The 13,766-nt window shown below is 66.7% G+C and carries 13 protein-coding genes; 11 read left to right on the top strand and 2 right to left on the bottom strand.

Annotation, left to right across the window (positions count from 1 at the left end):
* Positions 1-323 precede the first annotated feature (323 nt).
* The 6 genes from RUMESO_RS17540 to RUMESO_RS17515 all read left to right on the top strand — a co-directional run bounded on the left by RUMESO_RS17540 (position 324) and on the right by RUMESO_RS17515 (position 6,751).
* Positions 324-1,307, top strand: coding sequence for a sugar phosphate isomerase/epimerase family protein (locus RUMESO_RS17540; RefSeq protein ID WP_037281936.1), 984 nt, complete (start codon positions 324-326; stop codon positions 1,305-1,307).
* 56 nt (positions 1,308-1,363) lie between these two features.
* The gene (locus tag RUMESO_RS17535; protein WP_037281934.1) at positions 1,364-2,419 is read left to right on the top strand and encodes a sugar ABC transporter substrate-binding protein; all 1,056 of its coding nucleotides are present in this window, start codon (positions 1,364-1,366) and stop codon (positions 2,417-2,419) included.
* Positions 2,420-2,485: 66 nt separating this feature from the next.
* Entirely contained in the window at positions 2,486-4,033 is a 1,548-nt protein-coding gene (locus tag RUMESO_RS17530) for a sugar ABC transporter ATP-binding protein (protein ID WP_051521447.1), read from the top strand.
* On the top strand, positions 4,030-5,004 hold the full coding sequence (locus RUMESO_RS17525; RefSeq protein WP_037281933.1) for an ABC transporter permease: 975 nt from the start codon (positions 4,030-4,032) through the stop codon (positions 5,002-5,004). The genes RUMESO_RS17530 and RUMESO_RS17525 overlap by 4 nt, the downstream gene beginning before the upstream one ends.
* Before the next feature lie 5 nt (positions 5,005-5,009).
* Positions 5,010-5,867: a MurR/RpiR family transcriptional regulator gene (locus RUMESO_RS17520; protein WP_037281944.1), complete on the top strand. Its 858-nt coding sequence runs from the start codon at positions 5,010-5,012 to the stop codon at positions 5,865-5,867.
* 11 nt (positions 5,868-5,878) lie between these two features.
* Positions 5,879-6,751 (top strand): ribokinase, encoded by an 873-nt coding sequence (locus tag RUMESO_RS17515; protein ID WP_037281932.1) that lies wholly within the window; start codon positions 5,879-5,881, stop codon positions 6,749-6,751.
* Positions 6,752-6,940: 189 nt separating this feature from the next.
* On the opposite strand, the gene RUMESO_RS17510 is transcribed toward RUMESO_RS17515, so the two are convergent.
* Both RUMESO_RS17510 and RUMESO_RS17505 read right to left on the bottom strand, forming a co-directional pair.
* Positions 6,941-7,888: a manganese catalase family protein gene (locus RUMESO_RS17510; RefSeq protein WP_037281931.1), complete on the bottom strand. Its 948-nt coding sequence runs from the start codon at positions 7,886-7,888 to the stop codon at positions 6,941-6,943.
* Between the two features lie 423 nt (positions 7,889-8,311).
* Positions 8,312-9,964 carry a winged helix-turn-helix domain-containing protein gene (locus RUMESO_RS17505; RefSeq protein ID WP_037281930.1) on the bottom strand — a complete coding sequence of 551 codons (1,653 nt, stop codon included), beginning with the start codon at positions 9,962-9,964 and terminating at the stop codon, positions 8,312-8,314.
* A gap of 267 nt (positions 9,965-10,231) precedes the next feature.
* Here RUMESO_RS17505 and RUMESO_RS17500 point away from each other — a divergent pair, with 267 nt between their 5' ends.
* The 5 genes from RUMESO_RS17500 to RUMESO_RS17480 all read left to right on the top strand — a co-directional run bounded on the left by RUMESO_RS17500 (position 10,232) and on the right by RUMESO_RS17480 (position 13,736).
* The gene (locus RUMESO_RS17500) at positions 10,232-10,432 is read left to right on the top strand and encodes a hypothetical protein (RefSeq protein WP_037281928.1); all 201 of its coding nucleotides are present in this window, start codon (positions 10,232-10,234) and stop codon (positions 10,430-10,432) included.
* A 269-nt stretch (positions 10,433-10,701) separates the two neighbouring features.
* Positions 10,702-11,019: a type II toxin-antitoxin system HicB family antitoxin gene (locus tag RUMESO_RS17495; protein WP_037281927.1), complete on the top strand. Its 318-nt coding sequence runs from the start codon at positions 10,702-10,704 to the stop codon at positions 11,017-11,019.
* Positions 11,020-11,290: 271 nt separating this feature from the next.
* Entirely contained in the window at positions 11,291-11,578 is a 288-nt protein-coding gene (locus tag RUMESO_RS17490) for an HU family DNA-binding protein (protein ID WP_037281925.1), read from the top strand.
* A gap of 412 nt (positions 11,579-11,990) precedes the next feature.
* A complete protein-coding gene (locus RUMESO_RS17485) occupies positions 11,991-13,043 on the top strand; it encodes a LacI family DNA-binding transcriptional regulator (RefSeq protein ID WP_037281924.1) in 1,053 nt (350 codons plus the stop codon).
* Between the two features lie 342 nt (positions 13,044-13,385).
* Positions 13,386-13,736 (top strand): hypothetical protein, encoded by a 351-nt coding sequence (locus RUMESO_RS17480; protein WP_037281923.1) that lies wholly within the window; start codon positions 13,386-13,388, stop codon positions 13,734-13,736.
* Positions 13,737-13,766: the final 30 nt, after the last annotated feature.

Genomic DNA, 13,766 nt, shown 5'->3' with positions numbered 1-13,766 from the left:
GGCCAGTTCGTCGTGCGATAGCGGGCGGGAGACGGCTTGCTCATGAGTGCCCAGATAGGCGCCACGGGTCCCTACGCGAGCACCCGCCACAGGGTTGTGCAACAACGCCCCGATCAGGTCAGACCGACCGGGCGTAGTGGGGGCCATCATCACTCTCGAATGCTTGTCCGACAGGACGACTACGGCTGACGCAGAGGTCCGGTCCCCCGCCCGAAAGCATCCTTCCCATCAGACTACCGAACTCGCAAAAAAGTGAGGTCAAGCTTCTGTTGACTACTTCACAGTTTTAGGTTTATAAGTGAAGTATAAAAGCAGGAGCGATCATGTTCGGCCACCGATACGCCACCCGTCTCAACTCCTTTGCGTCCCGGGCTGAGCAGGCTTGGCCCGGGCAGAAGGGCAAGCCGAGCGCCTTCCAGATGGCCGAGCGGGCGGCGAAGGCCAAGGGGCTGACGGACGTCGACCTGAACTACCCGGACCATATCGACGACGACCCGGCCAAGTTCGGGCGCAGGCTCGGGGACCTCGGGCTGGGCGTGAATGGTCTGGCCATGCGCTACTACACGAACCCGGCCTTCAAGCTCGGCGCCTTCACCAACCCTGATCCGGCAGTGCGGCGCGAGGCCATCGACCTCACCAAGCGCGGCATTGACGCGGCGCGGGAGATGGGCTCCTCGCTCATGACGATCTGGCTCGGCCAAGACGGCTTCGACTACAGCTTCCAAGCCGACTACGGGAAGCTCTGGGCCGACGAGATCGAGGCCATCCGCGAGGTCGCGGAGCACGACCCCGCCTGCATGATCTCTATAGAATATAAGCCAAACGAGCCGCGGTCCTACTCACTGCTCTCGGACCTCTCGACTACGCTGCTGGCGCTGTCGGAGGTGGGGACGGACAACTTGGGCGTGACCTTCGACTTTGCCCATGTGCTCTATGCGGACGAGATGCCGGCCTATGCCGCAGCCATGATCTCGCGCAAGTCGCGCCTCCTCGGCGTCCACCTCAACGATGGCTACGCCAAGCGCGACGACGGGCTGATGGTGGGCTCGGTCCATCTCCAGGCCACGCTGGAGCTGATATGGCAACTCGAGAAGGACGGCTACGACGGGCCGATCTACTTCGACACCTTCCCCGATCTGACCGGACTCGACCCGGTGCGGGAGTGCGAGGTCAACATCGAGACAGTTCAGCGCCTGATTGCCGTCGCGCGGCGCCTTTCGGGCGACAACGCCCTGAGTGCTGCGGTCGCGGCACAGGATGCTGTCACATCCCAGCAGATCGTCGGGCGCGCCCTCGCAGGAGGCTAAGGCGCGTCACGACTTCACAAGTTCTACACGATCCGTGCTTTCTTAGGGAGGATACCATGAAGCACTCTGTCCACGCGCTGCTGCTCGCCAGCGTCTTCGCCGGCGTCGCCGGTTTGGCCTATGCGCAGGAGCTCGCGCCGCTGAACTCGGACACCGAGCCCGACCGGATCGACTGGTCCGAGCTTGAGGCCCAATTCGGCCCGGTGCCGGCCCCGCCCGAGGGCACGAAGATCGGCGGTGTCTCCAAGACGCTGACCAATGAATACTGGCGCTCGCTGGGCGAGGGCTACCAGCACGTGGCCGACCAATACGGGGTCGAGTTCACCTACCAGGCGGCCCAGAGCGAGGGGGACCAGCTGGGCCAGCTCTCCATTGCCGAGACGCTGATCTCGCAGGGCTTCAACGCGCTCCTGGTCTCGCCTCAGACCGATGCCAACCTGGTCCCGGCCGTCGAGAAGGCCACCGAGGCCGGCATTCCGGTGCTGAACGTCAACGACGCCGTGATCCCCTCGGCCGAGCACTACGTCGGCAACGTCCAAAAGGGCAACGGCGTCAACGTGGCCCAATGGTTCATCGACAACCGTCCCGACGGCGGCAAGGTCGCGGTGATCGAGGGCCAAGCCGGGGTCTACGCGGCTGGTCAGCGCACGGCGGGCTTCACCGAGACCATCGAGGGTGCCGGCAACTTCGAGGTCGTGGCCAGCGTTCCGGCCGACTGGGATCGCCAGAAGGCCTATGACGCCGCCGCGACGATCCTCCAGCAGAACCCCGACCTGATCGGCTTCTATGCCAACAACGACGGCATGGCGCTGGGCGTGGTCGAAGCCGTCAAGGCAGCAGGTCTCCAAGACCAGGTCGTGGTGTTCGGCACCGACGGCATCTCGGACGCCTACGCTTCGATCCGGGCGGGCGACCTGACTGGCACCGTGGACTCGTTCCCGGTGCTCACGGGTGAGGTCGCGATGGAAGTCGCCTTGCGCCTCATGGCCGACCAAGACCTGCCCCGCGTCGTGGCGACCCCGCAGGCCCTGATCACGGCCGACAACATCGAGACCTACTCGACCGATGACATGGCCGCCCTGCGTCAGGCCCTGATGGCCCCGGCCCAGTAAGGACCAGACCTCCGGCAGGGGCGTCTCGAGCCCCTGCCGATCCCTCCACGAGCAAAGGTCGCTGAGATGCCTGATCAACCCAGCCGGCTGAAGCTCGCCGGCATCTCCAAGAGCTTCCCTGGCGTGCGCGCCCTCGACAACGTCACCTTCGAGGTCCGCCCCGGCGAGGTCCACGGCCTTCTGGGTGAGAACGGGGCAGGGAAGTCCACGCTCCTCAACACCCTATCGGCCGTGTTCAAGGCCGATGAAGGGCACATCGAGATCGACGGCCGACCGGTCGAGATCCGGTCGCCTCTGGAAGCCCGGGCCGCCGGTATCGCGATGATCCACCAGGAGCTCCAGCACGTTCCGCACCTCACGGTGGCGCAGAACATGTTCTTGGGACGCCCCTTGAAGCAGGCGAGCGGCCTGCTCGTCGACAGGCGCGGCCAGGAGCAGCGGGCTCGCGAGGTGCTGCGCGACCTTGATCCTACCATCGATCCCAAGACCCCCATCCGTGACCTTAAGGTCTCCCAACAGCAGGTGGTGGAGATCGCACGGGCTCTTCTTGAGAATGCCCGCGTCATCGCGATGGACGAGCCGACCTCGAGCCTCACCCCGGCCGAGTTCGACCGCTTGGCCGTGCTGATCGAGCAACTCGCCGCACGAGGCGTGTCCATCATCTACGTCTCGCACAAGATGGACGAGGTCTTCCGGGTCTGCGACCGCGCTACCATCCTGCGCGACGGCAAGTTCGTGGACACGGTCAACATGGCCGACATGAACGAAGCCAGCATCGTGGCCCGCATGGTCGGGCGCGAAATTGTCCACCAGACCCACACCAGTCACGAGCGCAGCGACGCCTTGCTGGAGGTGAGCGACCTCGGCCGCGAGAAGGCCGTGCAGGGGGCGACCTTCACGCTCCGCCGGGGCGAGGTGCTGGGCATCTCGGGCCTCGTGGGCTCGGGCCGGACCGAGCTCCTGCGGCTGATCGCCGGCATCGACCGGCCGACCTCGGGCAGCATCCGGGTGAGCGGACGCTCCTTGCCGCTGCATGACCCGCGCGCCGCGATCCGGGCGGGCATCGGTCTGGTCCCCGAGGACCGCAAGGGCCACGGCATCATCCGCGAGCGCTCGGTGGCGGCCAACATGGCGCTGCCCTCCATGGGCCGCTTCAGCCGCTATGGCCTGGTGAGCCATCGCCAGCGCCATCGCGTGGCCATGAAGGTCATGGAGGACCTGCGGCTGCGTCCGCTCGACGTCACCCGCCCCATCGGCAAGTTCTCCGGCGGCAACCAGCAGAAGGCGATCATCGGGCGGTGGATCGCGGCGGGCACCGAGATCCTGCTCTTTGACGAGCCCACGCGCGGCATCGACGTCGGCGCCAAGTCGGAGATCTACGCGCTGATCGAGCGGCTTGCCCAGGAAGGCAAGGCCATCGTCGTGGTCAGCTCCGAGATGCTGGAGATCATGCGCGTCTCGGATCGCGTGATGGTCATGCGTGAGGGCCGCCTCGTGGCCACCCTCGAGCGCGATCAGATCTCCGAGGCAGCCATCGCCGCCCATGCCATCCCCCAGAGCCAGCGCAGCGTCCATGATGCCTCGCGCCCCGATCGACAGGACATCATCCAATGACCTCGACCGACTTCCGTGACCCCGCGGCCAAGGGGACCTTCGCGCGCATGGTTCCCAACCTGCGCGACCTCGGCACGCTCTTCGGGCTGGTCGTCATCTTTGTGGCCTTCACGGCGCTGAATGACACCTTCCTGACCGTGCCCAACCTGGTGAACATCCTCCAGCAGTCCTCGATCAACGCCTGCATCGCGCTCGGCATGACCATGGTCATCATCTCGGGCGGCATCGACCTCTCGGTGGGGCCCACTGCGGCGCTCTCGGCCGTTCTGGCCGCGTCGGCCATGGTGGTGGGTGTTCCGGCGCCCCTAGCCATCTTGCTGGCCCTGGCTGTGGGCGTCGCCTGTGGCGTCTTCAACGGCGTGTTGATCGCCTATGCGGGACTCCAGCCCTTCATTGTGACGCTGGGTGGGCTTTCGCTCTACCGGGCGCTGGCGCTCATCTACACCGGCGGCAACCCCGTCTTCGGCCTCCCCGAGGGCTTCCGCGACTTCCTGAATGGCAGCCTCTTCGGCATCCCGAGCCCCGTGGTGATCGTAGCCGTCATCTCGCTCGCGCTCTGGGTCATGCTGAACCGCAGCCCGCTCGGCGAATACATCCTGGCCGTGGGCGGCAACGAGGAGGCGGCGCGGATCTCCGGCGTGCCGGTCGCCCGGACCAAGATCGTGACCTACGCCTTGTCGGGTGCGCTGGCCTCGGTCGCGGCGCTGATCCTGATCGGGCGGCTGGGGGCGGCCGAGCCGACGCTGGGCACGCTTTGGGAGCTCGACGCCATCGCCGCTGCGGCGATCGGGGGTGCCTCCCTCATGGGCGGCAAGGGCAGCGTCGTGGGCACTCTCCTGGGGGCGATAATCCTGGGCGCGCTCCGCAACGGGCTCACGCTCATGAACGTGCAGGCCTTCTACCAGTTGCTCGCGACCGGCATCATCATCATCGTGGCCATGCTGATCGACCGAGCAACCCGGGGACGGTGACCGACATGAACTTCGACCCGCGCGCGATTGGGGCTCAGATCAGGATGCGGATGCCTCTCCTGACGCCGCTCGAGGCGCGGGTCGTGGACACGATCACCGGGCGCCGCGACTTCAACGACGCCACTCCGCTCAAGGATATCGCCGAGGACGCGGGGGTCTCCGAGGCGATGGTGGTGAAGATCGCCAAGAAGCTCGGCTTCAACGGCTTCCGCGACTTCCGCTCGGCGCTCGTCAACTACAACAGCCTGGACACCGCCAACCTCCACCAGGAGATCTCGCCCGACGACACCACGGCCGATCTCATCCAGAAGGTCTTCCGCACTGCCATGCAGGCCCTTGAGGAGACGATGTCGATCCTGGACACCGAGGCCTTTGAGCGGGCGGCCGACATCCTTCACCGGGCCCGCAACCGCGACTTCTACGGCTTGGGCGGCTCGGCCCAGATCGCCCGCGACGTGGCGCACAAGTTCCTGCGGATCGGTCTGCGAGCGACGGTGCATGACGACGCTCATATGATGCTGATGTCAGCGGCGATGCTGGGGCCCGACGACGCGGTCATGGTGTTCAGCCACTCGGGCACCACGGCGGCTGTGCTCGATGCGCTGGAACTCGCACGACGCAACGGCGCCCGCTGCATCGCGGTGACGAACTATGCAACGGCGCCAGTCGCCGAGATTGCCGACGTCGTCCTGTGCTCAACCGCGCAGGGATCGCCGCTCCTCGGCGAGAACGCCGCCGCCCGTATCGCCCAGCTCAGCATCCTGGACGCGCTCTTCGTGGCCGTGGCGCAGCGCGACCTCGGCGCTGCCGAGACCAACCTCGACCGCACCAGGCGTGCCGTCGAGAGCAAGCACAGACGATAAGGACTCTCCCCATGAGCAAGACCGTGCCCGGCGTCGTGGTCGTCGGAAGCCTCCACTACGACATCATGGTCGCCGCGCCCCACCGCCCAGCGGCGGGCGAGACGGTCCAGGGCAACCGCTGGTATCCCAAGTTCGGCGGTAAGGGCGGCAACCAGGCGGTCGCGGCCGCTCGGGCCGGCGTGCCGGTCCGGATGCTCGGCGCCGTGGGCGATGACGCCTTCGGGGCGTTTCTCAGAGAGAACCTTCGGCAGGGGGGTGTCGACGATGCCCATGTCGCCACCCTCCCAGGACACGCTTCGGGCATGAGCGTGGCGATCAGCGATGCCACCGGCGATTATGGCGCCGTCATTGTCTCGGGAACGAACTTGGAGATCGACCCGGCACGCCTGGAAGATGACGACCTCTGGGCGGGGGTGGCCATGCTGGTTCTCCAGAACGAGGTCACGGAGCAAATGAACCTTGCGGCCACGCAAGCCGCCCGGGCTCGTGGCGTGCAGGTCTGCCTGAACGCGGCGCCCTATCGTCCGTTGTCGCCCGACCTGGCGGCGGCCATCGACGTCCTCGTCGTGAATGCATTGGAAGCCGAGTCACTGTCGGGGGTCGCCGTCGGGGGCATCCGCGGAGCGGCGGATGCCGCCCACAAGCTATCACAGACGTTCCCAATGGCTGTCGTGACCGCTGGGGGCGATGGGGTCGCGGTGGCGGAGCACGATGGCGAGAGTTTTACCCTCCCGGCCGAGAAGGTCACGCTTGTCAGCACTCACGGGGCCGGCGACGTGTTCACAGGTGCCTTGGCCGCAGCTCTCGTGAGCGGCGTCTCTCTGGCTGAAGCCGCACGAACGGCAAACTGGACAGCCGCCCGGCATGTCGCTGGACTGAGCTGACAGCACATCAGAGCTTCAGAGCCACGCCGGCAGGTATCTCATCCAACCCAGGGTCGGGTCTACGGCACTCCCGCCTGGCGTCCCGGCTCAAGCTAATGTGCGTATTTCATAAATGGCGCACAGGATCATCTGGTTCGTAGCACCACTGCGTTGAGCAGGCGGGAGCCAAACTCCCGCCTGCTGTAAAGGCTAAAGCGACCCGCCTCCCTGGTGCGCCTTCTGCGTGAGCCGCTGCGCGATCTCGTAGAACTCCTCGGGGGCGTAGTCGGGCGTGAAGGCTGAGGGCTGGCCCACGAGGTCGTGGATGCGCCCGCCATCGGGCATCCCCTCGACCACCTGAAGCTCGCCCGGCGGGTCGTCGGGCAGCGCCATCTCGCCCTCCCAGATCCCCGCCATGGCGCGATAGTCGCCAGGCGAGAAGGTGTAGAGACGACGATGCGCCCCTTCGGCAAGATACTTCTGGCACTCCGGGATTTTGCCGGTGGGGATGTTCGGCGTGGGCAGCATCTGCTCGATGCTGACGCCCGTGAGCTTCTTGAGTGCCAGCGCGTAAGCGTGGGCATGGACGCCACCCCGCACCAAGAGGTAGCCGCAGATCTCGCGCCCCGTGGCGTCGCCGCTGTCCAGCGACTCGTAAACCCTGAGCTTGTGCAGGCGCGCCCCGCATTCGAGGTGGAAGTTGTGCAGAAGGTCGAAGACCACGTTCCCCGTGGTTGTGACCATGTCCACGTTCCAGCTCATGCTGTTCGAGTTCACTGGCACCGCGCCGCCGCCATGGGAGAAGAAGCTCGCGGCCGAGCGGATCTCCTGCATGGCCTCGAAGGGAGACATGGAGATGTCACCCCCATCCCCCGAGTCGTCCGCGGCTGTGTCAGGGCCATTGTTGAGCATGGCCACGCCATTCGAGACGAGTTCCACGTGCCCCAGCTCCTCGGCCGTGATCGCGGCCACCAGCTCGTAGAAGGGCCTGAGCTTCGACTTGGAGCGGAAGTTGAAGCTCTGGAACATGTAGTTCCCCAGCGTGGACATCTCGCCGTATTTGCCACCCAAGAGTTCCTGGAGGGCGGCACCGGCGTTGGGGTCCTGCTTCTTGGGGGCAGGCAGCTCGATTTGTAGCTTGTCGACGCGTAGAAACATGGGGTGCCCTCCTCTGCGATGGCCACGCGCCAACGTGGCGAACAAAGGGCTGTTCCTTTGGGGGTCAGGTCTGTGGGTGGAGGTAGGCGGGTTTCGCCACCCGAAGTCAGAAGAAGTCTGAGTTCATATGCTGCTTGGCTGTGCGCCATTCTTGATCGGCACAAATACTCAGGATCGTTGCCGAGGGCGGTCGCCACGGGTCTGGCGGGCAGGTTGTCGACCTGGTCTCCCGCCGGCAAGGTGGACGGAAGGGTGGATCAGCGTCCTTCCCGAGCCGCCGAACACCAGCGAGGCAAAGACAGCGGCATCGTTTCAGGTGCCGGGGCCCAGGCACGACCACCTTCCGCCCCAGCGGAGGTCGAGAGCTGAGACAGCGTGAGCCGGGCTGGGTCACAACCAGAACAGGACGGCTCCCACCCGCCTCTAGCGTGAGGCCGACCGGTCCGCCTCGACCTCCGTGACCGGGAACCCCACCAGCCGCGCGCCCTTGACCCAGGTCGCGAAGGCGGGAACGGTGCTCATGTCATCCACGACGAAGTAGGCGCCCAGGCTGCGGTAGTGCGTCTCGTCGGCGAAGCGCTGGAACCAGCGACCCCCCTCCTCGACATGGCCCGACAGCGCCTCAGCCACGCCGATGGTGAAGAGGGTCTCGGCGATGCCCGTGGGGGCCGCCCGGCCCGCCTGGAGGGCAAGGTCCAGGTCGCCCGCCATCAGCGCAGCCTTGCTGAGAGGGAGGTTATACCAGGCGGGGTGGCCAGGGTTGAGCTCGACGGCCCGCTTGGCCCACTCAAGCGGAGCGGGCCCATGATCTGCGTAGGGATAGGCCATGGCAGCGAAGGCCAGCACGTCGGCGTTGGTGGGCGCGAGCTCGACCGATCGCGATGCCAGGGACCAGGTCTCATCGAAGCGGCCATTGACGGCTGTCAGAGTGGCCAAGGTGCCAACGGCGAGCGGGCTGTCCGGCTCGAGCTGGACGGCCCGGTCGACCAGCGCCATGCCTTCCTCGATCAGCGCCGCCCGTTTCACCTCGTCGGGGGCGCGGTCGGACTGCACCATGAGATCAAGCCCCAGCATCACCATCGCCGGCACGAAGTCCGGGTCGATCGCCAGCGCCCGGCGCAGGAGGGGCTCCGCCTCGGCGTAGCCCTCAACCGTCTCGCGGTTCTTCAGCTCCAGGCCGAGCAGGTAGAGCTCGTAGGCGTCGAGGCTCTCGGTCGGCCGCCCCTTGGCGCCCTCGCGCACTGCCCGCGCCAAGGCGCCTGTCCAGGTCCCGTCGAGCGCGCTGCCGATGCGCGCCACGATCTCGTCCTGCACAGCGAACAGGTCCGTGGCAGGCCGCACCCAGCGGTCGGACCAGACCACCTTGTTGTCCTCAGCATCGGTCAGCCGCGCCGTCACCCGGAGCTCGTCGCCATCAGCCTGGAGCGTGCCGTCGAGCACAAAGCGCACGTCCAGCGCCTTGGCGACCGCCTCGGGCTCGCTCCCCGCCGTCGCCTCGATCGTGTCGGCCGGGATCGCGACGATGGTGCGGCTGCGTGTGAGGTCCGCGTCGATCTCGGCCGCGATCCCCCGCCCGAGCCGCTCCCAGCGTGGCTCGCCCGCGAGGTTCGCGAAGGGCAGCACGGCGATGGTGGGAAGCTCGGCCGGGCCGGGGGCCGGGCGGATCGCCCAGGCCCCGAGCCCCAGGGTCGCGACCAGCGCCAGGGGCGTGGCCAGCACCCAAGGCCGGATGCGTCCCACGGCCGGAAAAGCCACGATAGGCACAGCCCGCACCGGTGCAGCAGGCGCCTCGGGCACCAGCCGATACCCCCGCTTCGGCACCGTCTGGAGCACCCGATGGCCCTCGTCCCCGAGGGCCTGCCGGATTTCCGAGACGCACTGGGTCAGGCTGTCGTCGGTGACGTGGACCTCTCCCCAAGCGGCGTCGAGCAGATCCTCGCGCGAGACGACCTCGCCTGGCCGCCCGGCGAGGTGGAGCAGCACCTTCATGGACTGCGCACGGAGGGGAATGGCCTGGCCGCGCCGGTCGAGCAGCAGGCCACGGGGCTCGTCCAGGATCGCGTCGCCAAGCTCCACCGACGCACCCTCCCGGGAGCGAGCCTATCAGAGCGGCTCCCGGTTTCGGAGACCTTTCGGGAGGTCTTTGGAGGTTTTCGTCGGGCTTTCAGGACCGAAGGGCCGGGCGCACGGGATGCTGGAAGGGCTCCAGTTGAGGCCGTCGCGGGACCGCGTCGATGCGCTTCCCGACTGGACAGGGCAGACGACCGACGACGAGACGGCCCACCGGTCACGTTCTGGTCGCCCGTTGCCTTCCCTGCACCGCTGCTGGATGGAGGAGCGTCCATGATCGAACTCGTCTTCGTCGTCTGTCTCACCGCTGCGCCGAACACCTGCGAGCACCACGCCATGCAGTTCATGGACCTCACGGTGATGGCCTGCATGTCGGGAGCACAGCCGCAGCTGGCTCAGTGGGTAGGTGACCACCCGAGCTGGCGGATCCAGAGTTGGAGCTGCCAGCCGGTGAGACTAGACCACGACGCCTGACCGCTTCGCGCAAGGTGCCGGGTCTGAACATCCAACGCTCCCGCTCGCCCATAGATGCCCGCTCCTAGGTGAACCGGGCGAGAGGGTGCGTCGCATCCCTCAGCGACGCCGAACGCCTCCGGGTCCAGCCTGCACCTCCTGGAGCGCCGGACGCATCGGCCCAGCCCTGCACGGTCACTCCTCCCGACCGTGCAGGGCTGCGGTCGGGCCGGAACTGCCAGCCTGTCCTGCTCGTTCCGCTGCCGCCGCAGGCAGAGGAGGTCCGTATCGTGGCCCACCACAGCAGGCCTACCCCCATGGGGCGCAAGCTCATGGGGCTGCTGCGTCAAGTCGTGGCCGACGATGACGGCCAAGGCCTGCCGGCCCTCTCCCACCGCCTGCTCATCGCGACACCCGGCTGGGCGACTGCACGGCCCTACACGGTCTACCTAGCTCCCAACGAGAGAGGCGAGTTCCTTGTGACCTGCCGCGAGCTGCCCGGCATCACGACGTTCGGAGAGGACGAGGAGGAGGCGCTGGCCATGGCCGAGCAGGCTATCCGGGAGGCCGTAGGCGCACCTCGTCCCTCGTCCGACTTCCCCGACTGAGCCCCCTGATCTCACCGCCAGGGGACCCACTTACGGCGCGTATTTCTTGAAAGACGCACACTCTGGTGGACCTAACCCGCTCAGCCGGTTGAGCCGTGCATTTTCTAGGTGCGAATAGCTTCCCAACCTGGGCCAGGCACCAGTGTCCCTTTTCCAGCGCATTGATCCGCAGCTTTCCTGAGGAAACACAGGTTTTTCTGGACAAGATGGGCGAGCCGAGATGGAGCATGGAGCTCGGACGGCCCAAGGGGTCGCGCAACAGGAGGACCACATGGCCAACCAGATGACCAAGGCGCAGCTCGTGGCGGCGCTGGCCGAGAGGACCGGGAGCGATAAGAAGGCTGCGGGTGCCGCATTGGAAGCACTGACCGGCATCATCACTGAAACGGTGGCCCAGGGTGGCGCCGTGACCTTGCCCGGGGTGGGCAAGATCTACTGCCGCGAGCGGCCCGAGCGGACAGCGCGGAACCCCTCCACGGGCGAGCAGATCCAGAAGCCCGCCGACAAGGTGGTCAAGATTACCGTCGCCAAGGCGCTCAAGGACAGCATCAACGCCTGAGCCCTCCCGGCACCAGAAGCTCTCCTCGGCCCCGACATCTGGCCGAGGAGAGACCCACCGCGAGCGCATACTGGTCTACGCCCGGCCCCTGGGCAGCTATGGCGGAACATCCGTCCGCTGAACTCTCGAAGGCGCTCTAGGGCGAACTGGCAGGTTGGGGCTGAAGCACTGGGTCCCCTGCCGCTGTCCGGGAGGACAGGGCAGGGGCAAGCCAGGTGATAAAGGGGTAGGTCTGAGAAAAAGAACTGAAAAAGCCGTCGTCGTAATGTTCGGGTCGCACAACCGGCGCTAAGGCCAACTCGTCACTTGAACCGATTCAACATCATCTGCTAGGGCTTCGTCAAGATCTTTTTTGAATCGGTTCAAGCGGCAGGTCAGCTCCCGCTGAGACAGACAGCGGGACACTCGACAGATGACAAAGGCGATCAGGCTTAAGGATGTGGCGGAGGCGGCCGGGGTGTCGCAGGGCACCGCCTCGAACGTGTTCAACCGGCCTGAGCTCGTGCGCGAGGAGGTGCGGGAGAAGGTCCGCGAGGCGGCGCGAGCCTTGGGCTACGGCGGCCCGAGTCCTCAGGGACGGCTCTTGCGGACCGGTAAGGTCAACGCGATCGGCTTCGCCGCCGACCAGCCTCTCCCATATCTGTTCAGCGATCCCTGGGCCCGGCGTCTCCTGACCGAGGTGGCCGATGTGTGTGACGCTCGCGGCGCGGGCCTGGCCCTCGTCTCCGTGACCGAGGAGCACCCGACAGGCTGGACTATCGAGAGCGCGCTGGTGGACGGCTTTCTGCTCAGCGGTGGCGGCCGCCAGTTCCTGGTGGAGATGACCCAGCGGCGGGGGCTGCCCTTTGTCTCTCTGTCGCTGGACGCCTACGACTCCGAGGTCCCGGCGATCTGCGTTGACGACTTCGGGGGCGCCTATGCGGCCGCCCAGCATCTGTTGGAGCTCGGGCACCGGCGCTTCGCCGTCCTGGGCTTCGCCTTGGGTGAGGGCCCAGGGCGCGTGACGCCCGACGAGGTCCGGGCGGCGCGGTCCATGAACGTCCGGAAGCGCGCGCGGGGCTACTGGGCTGCGCTGGCCGAAGCCGGCCTCCCCGAGACGGCCGTCCCGGTCCACGCGATCAGCCGGGATGGAGCCAACATCGGCGAGGCTTTGGCTCTCCTGTTTGCGGACCGGGAGGCCGCCCCGACGGGTCTCCTCGCCATGTCGGACCGCATTGCCCTGGCCGCCATAGCCTGGCTCACGGGCCAGGGCCTGCGCGTGCCGCAGGATGTCTCGATCATCGGCTTCGACGGCGTGCTGGAGGCGGCCCGGTCACCCCTACCCCTCACCAGCATGGAGCAGCCCTTCCGCGAGATCGCCGAGCGGGCCGTCGCCGCCATCCTCGACGATGCCATGCCACGGGGCCAAGAGCTGCTGCCCCTGCAACTCGTCGTGCGCGGGAGCACAGGGCCGGCGCCCGTGTGATCGGTGGTGCTTAGGCCCGGCACCAGGAAGGATGCAGGTATCCTTGTCGCGCTGGAATTTAGTTGCTTGACGAGGATGCTGATCCACCCCCGCGTCCACCTTCTCGGCGAGCGGTCGGACAAACCATCCGCTGAACCTACGATGGCCGACCTCAACAATGATGTTCGCCGAGGCCGGTCAGCCAGGTGCAGCAGTTTCCTCCGCGTGATGAAAAGGACGGACATCAGCCCGATCCACGCTCACGAGGCTCCTCGCGTCCTGCGGCTCACCACGACGGACTAGAGATGCGTCCCACGGATCTCTTCGCCTGGGCGGCCCTTGTGAGCTGGCCTCAGGAGAGGCGTGTTCATTGACCTGCTCCTCGACGAGGTTCGCGAATTTGCGCGGGACAACTCGTCCCAGCGGGAGGACATCTTCCACTCGTTCATCGGCCCCATGAAGGTGAACAGCATCTCGCACCGGCGGCGGATCAAGCCCTCGGCATCGCTCGACCTGTGGACCATCGACGAGCGCCTGACCTTCGGGGAATACGTCAGCTCCGACATCGAGTGCTCGCGCCTGACAGTCGCCATCGAGGGCCAGGAGAGACCGGACGACCTGACCTTCGACGAAGTGCATGGCCTGCGGCAGAGCGACGCCCTCTCGAAGGTGATGCTGATCGGGTTCGAGCGAGCGGGCCGCAGGGACTACTAGGACGACGTAAACCTGCGGCTGCAGGTCGAG

The organism is Rubellimicrobium mesophilum DSM 19309 (assembly GCF_000600335.2).
Taxonomy (GTDB): domain Bacteria; phylum Pseudomonadota; class Alphaproteobacteria; order Rhodobacterales; family Rhodobacteraceae; genus Rubellimicrobium; species Rubellimicrobium mesophilum.
The sequence above is the reverse complement of the archived record's forward strand: the minus strand, read 5'-3'. Positions and strand labels throughout refer to the sequence as shown.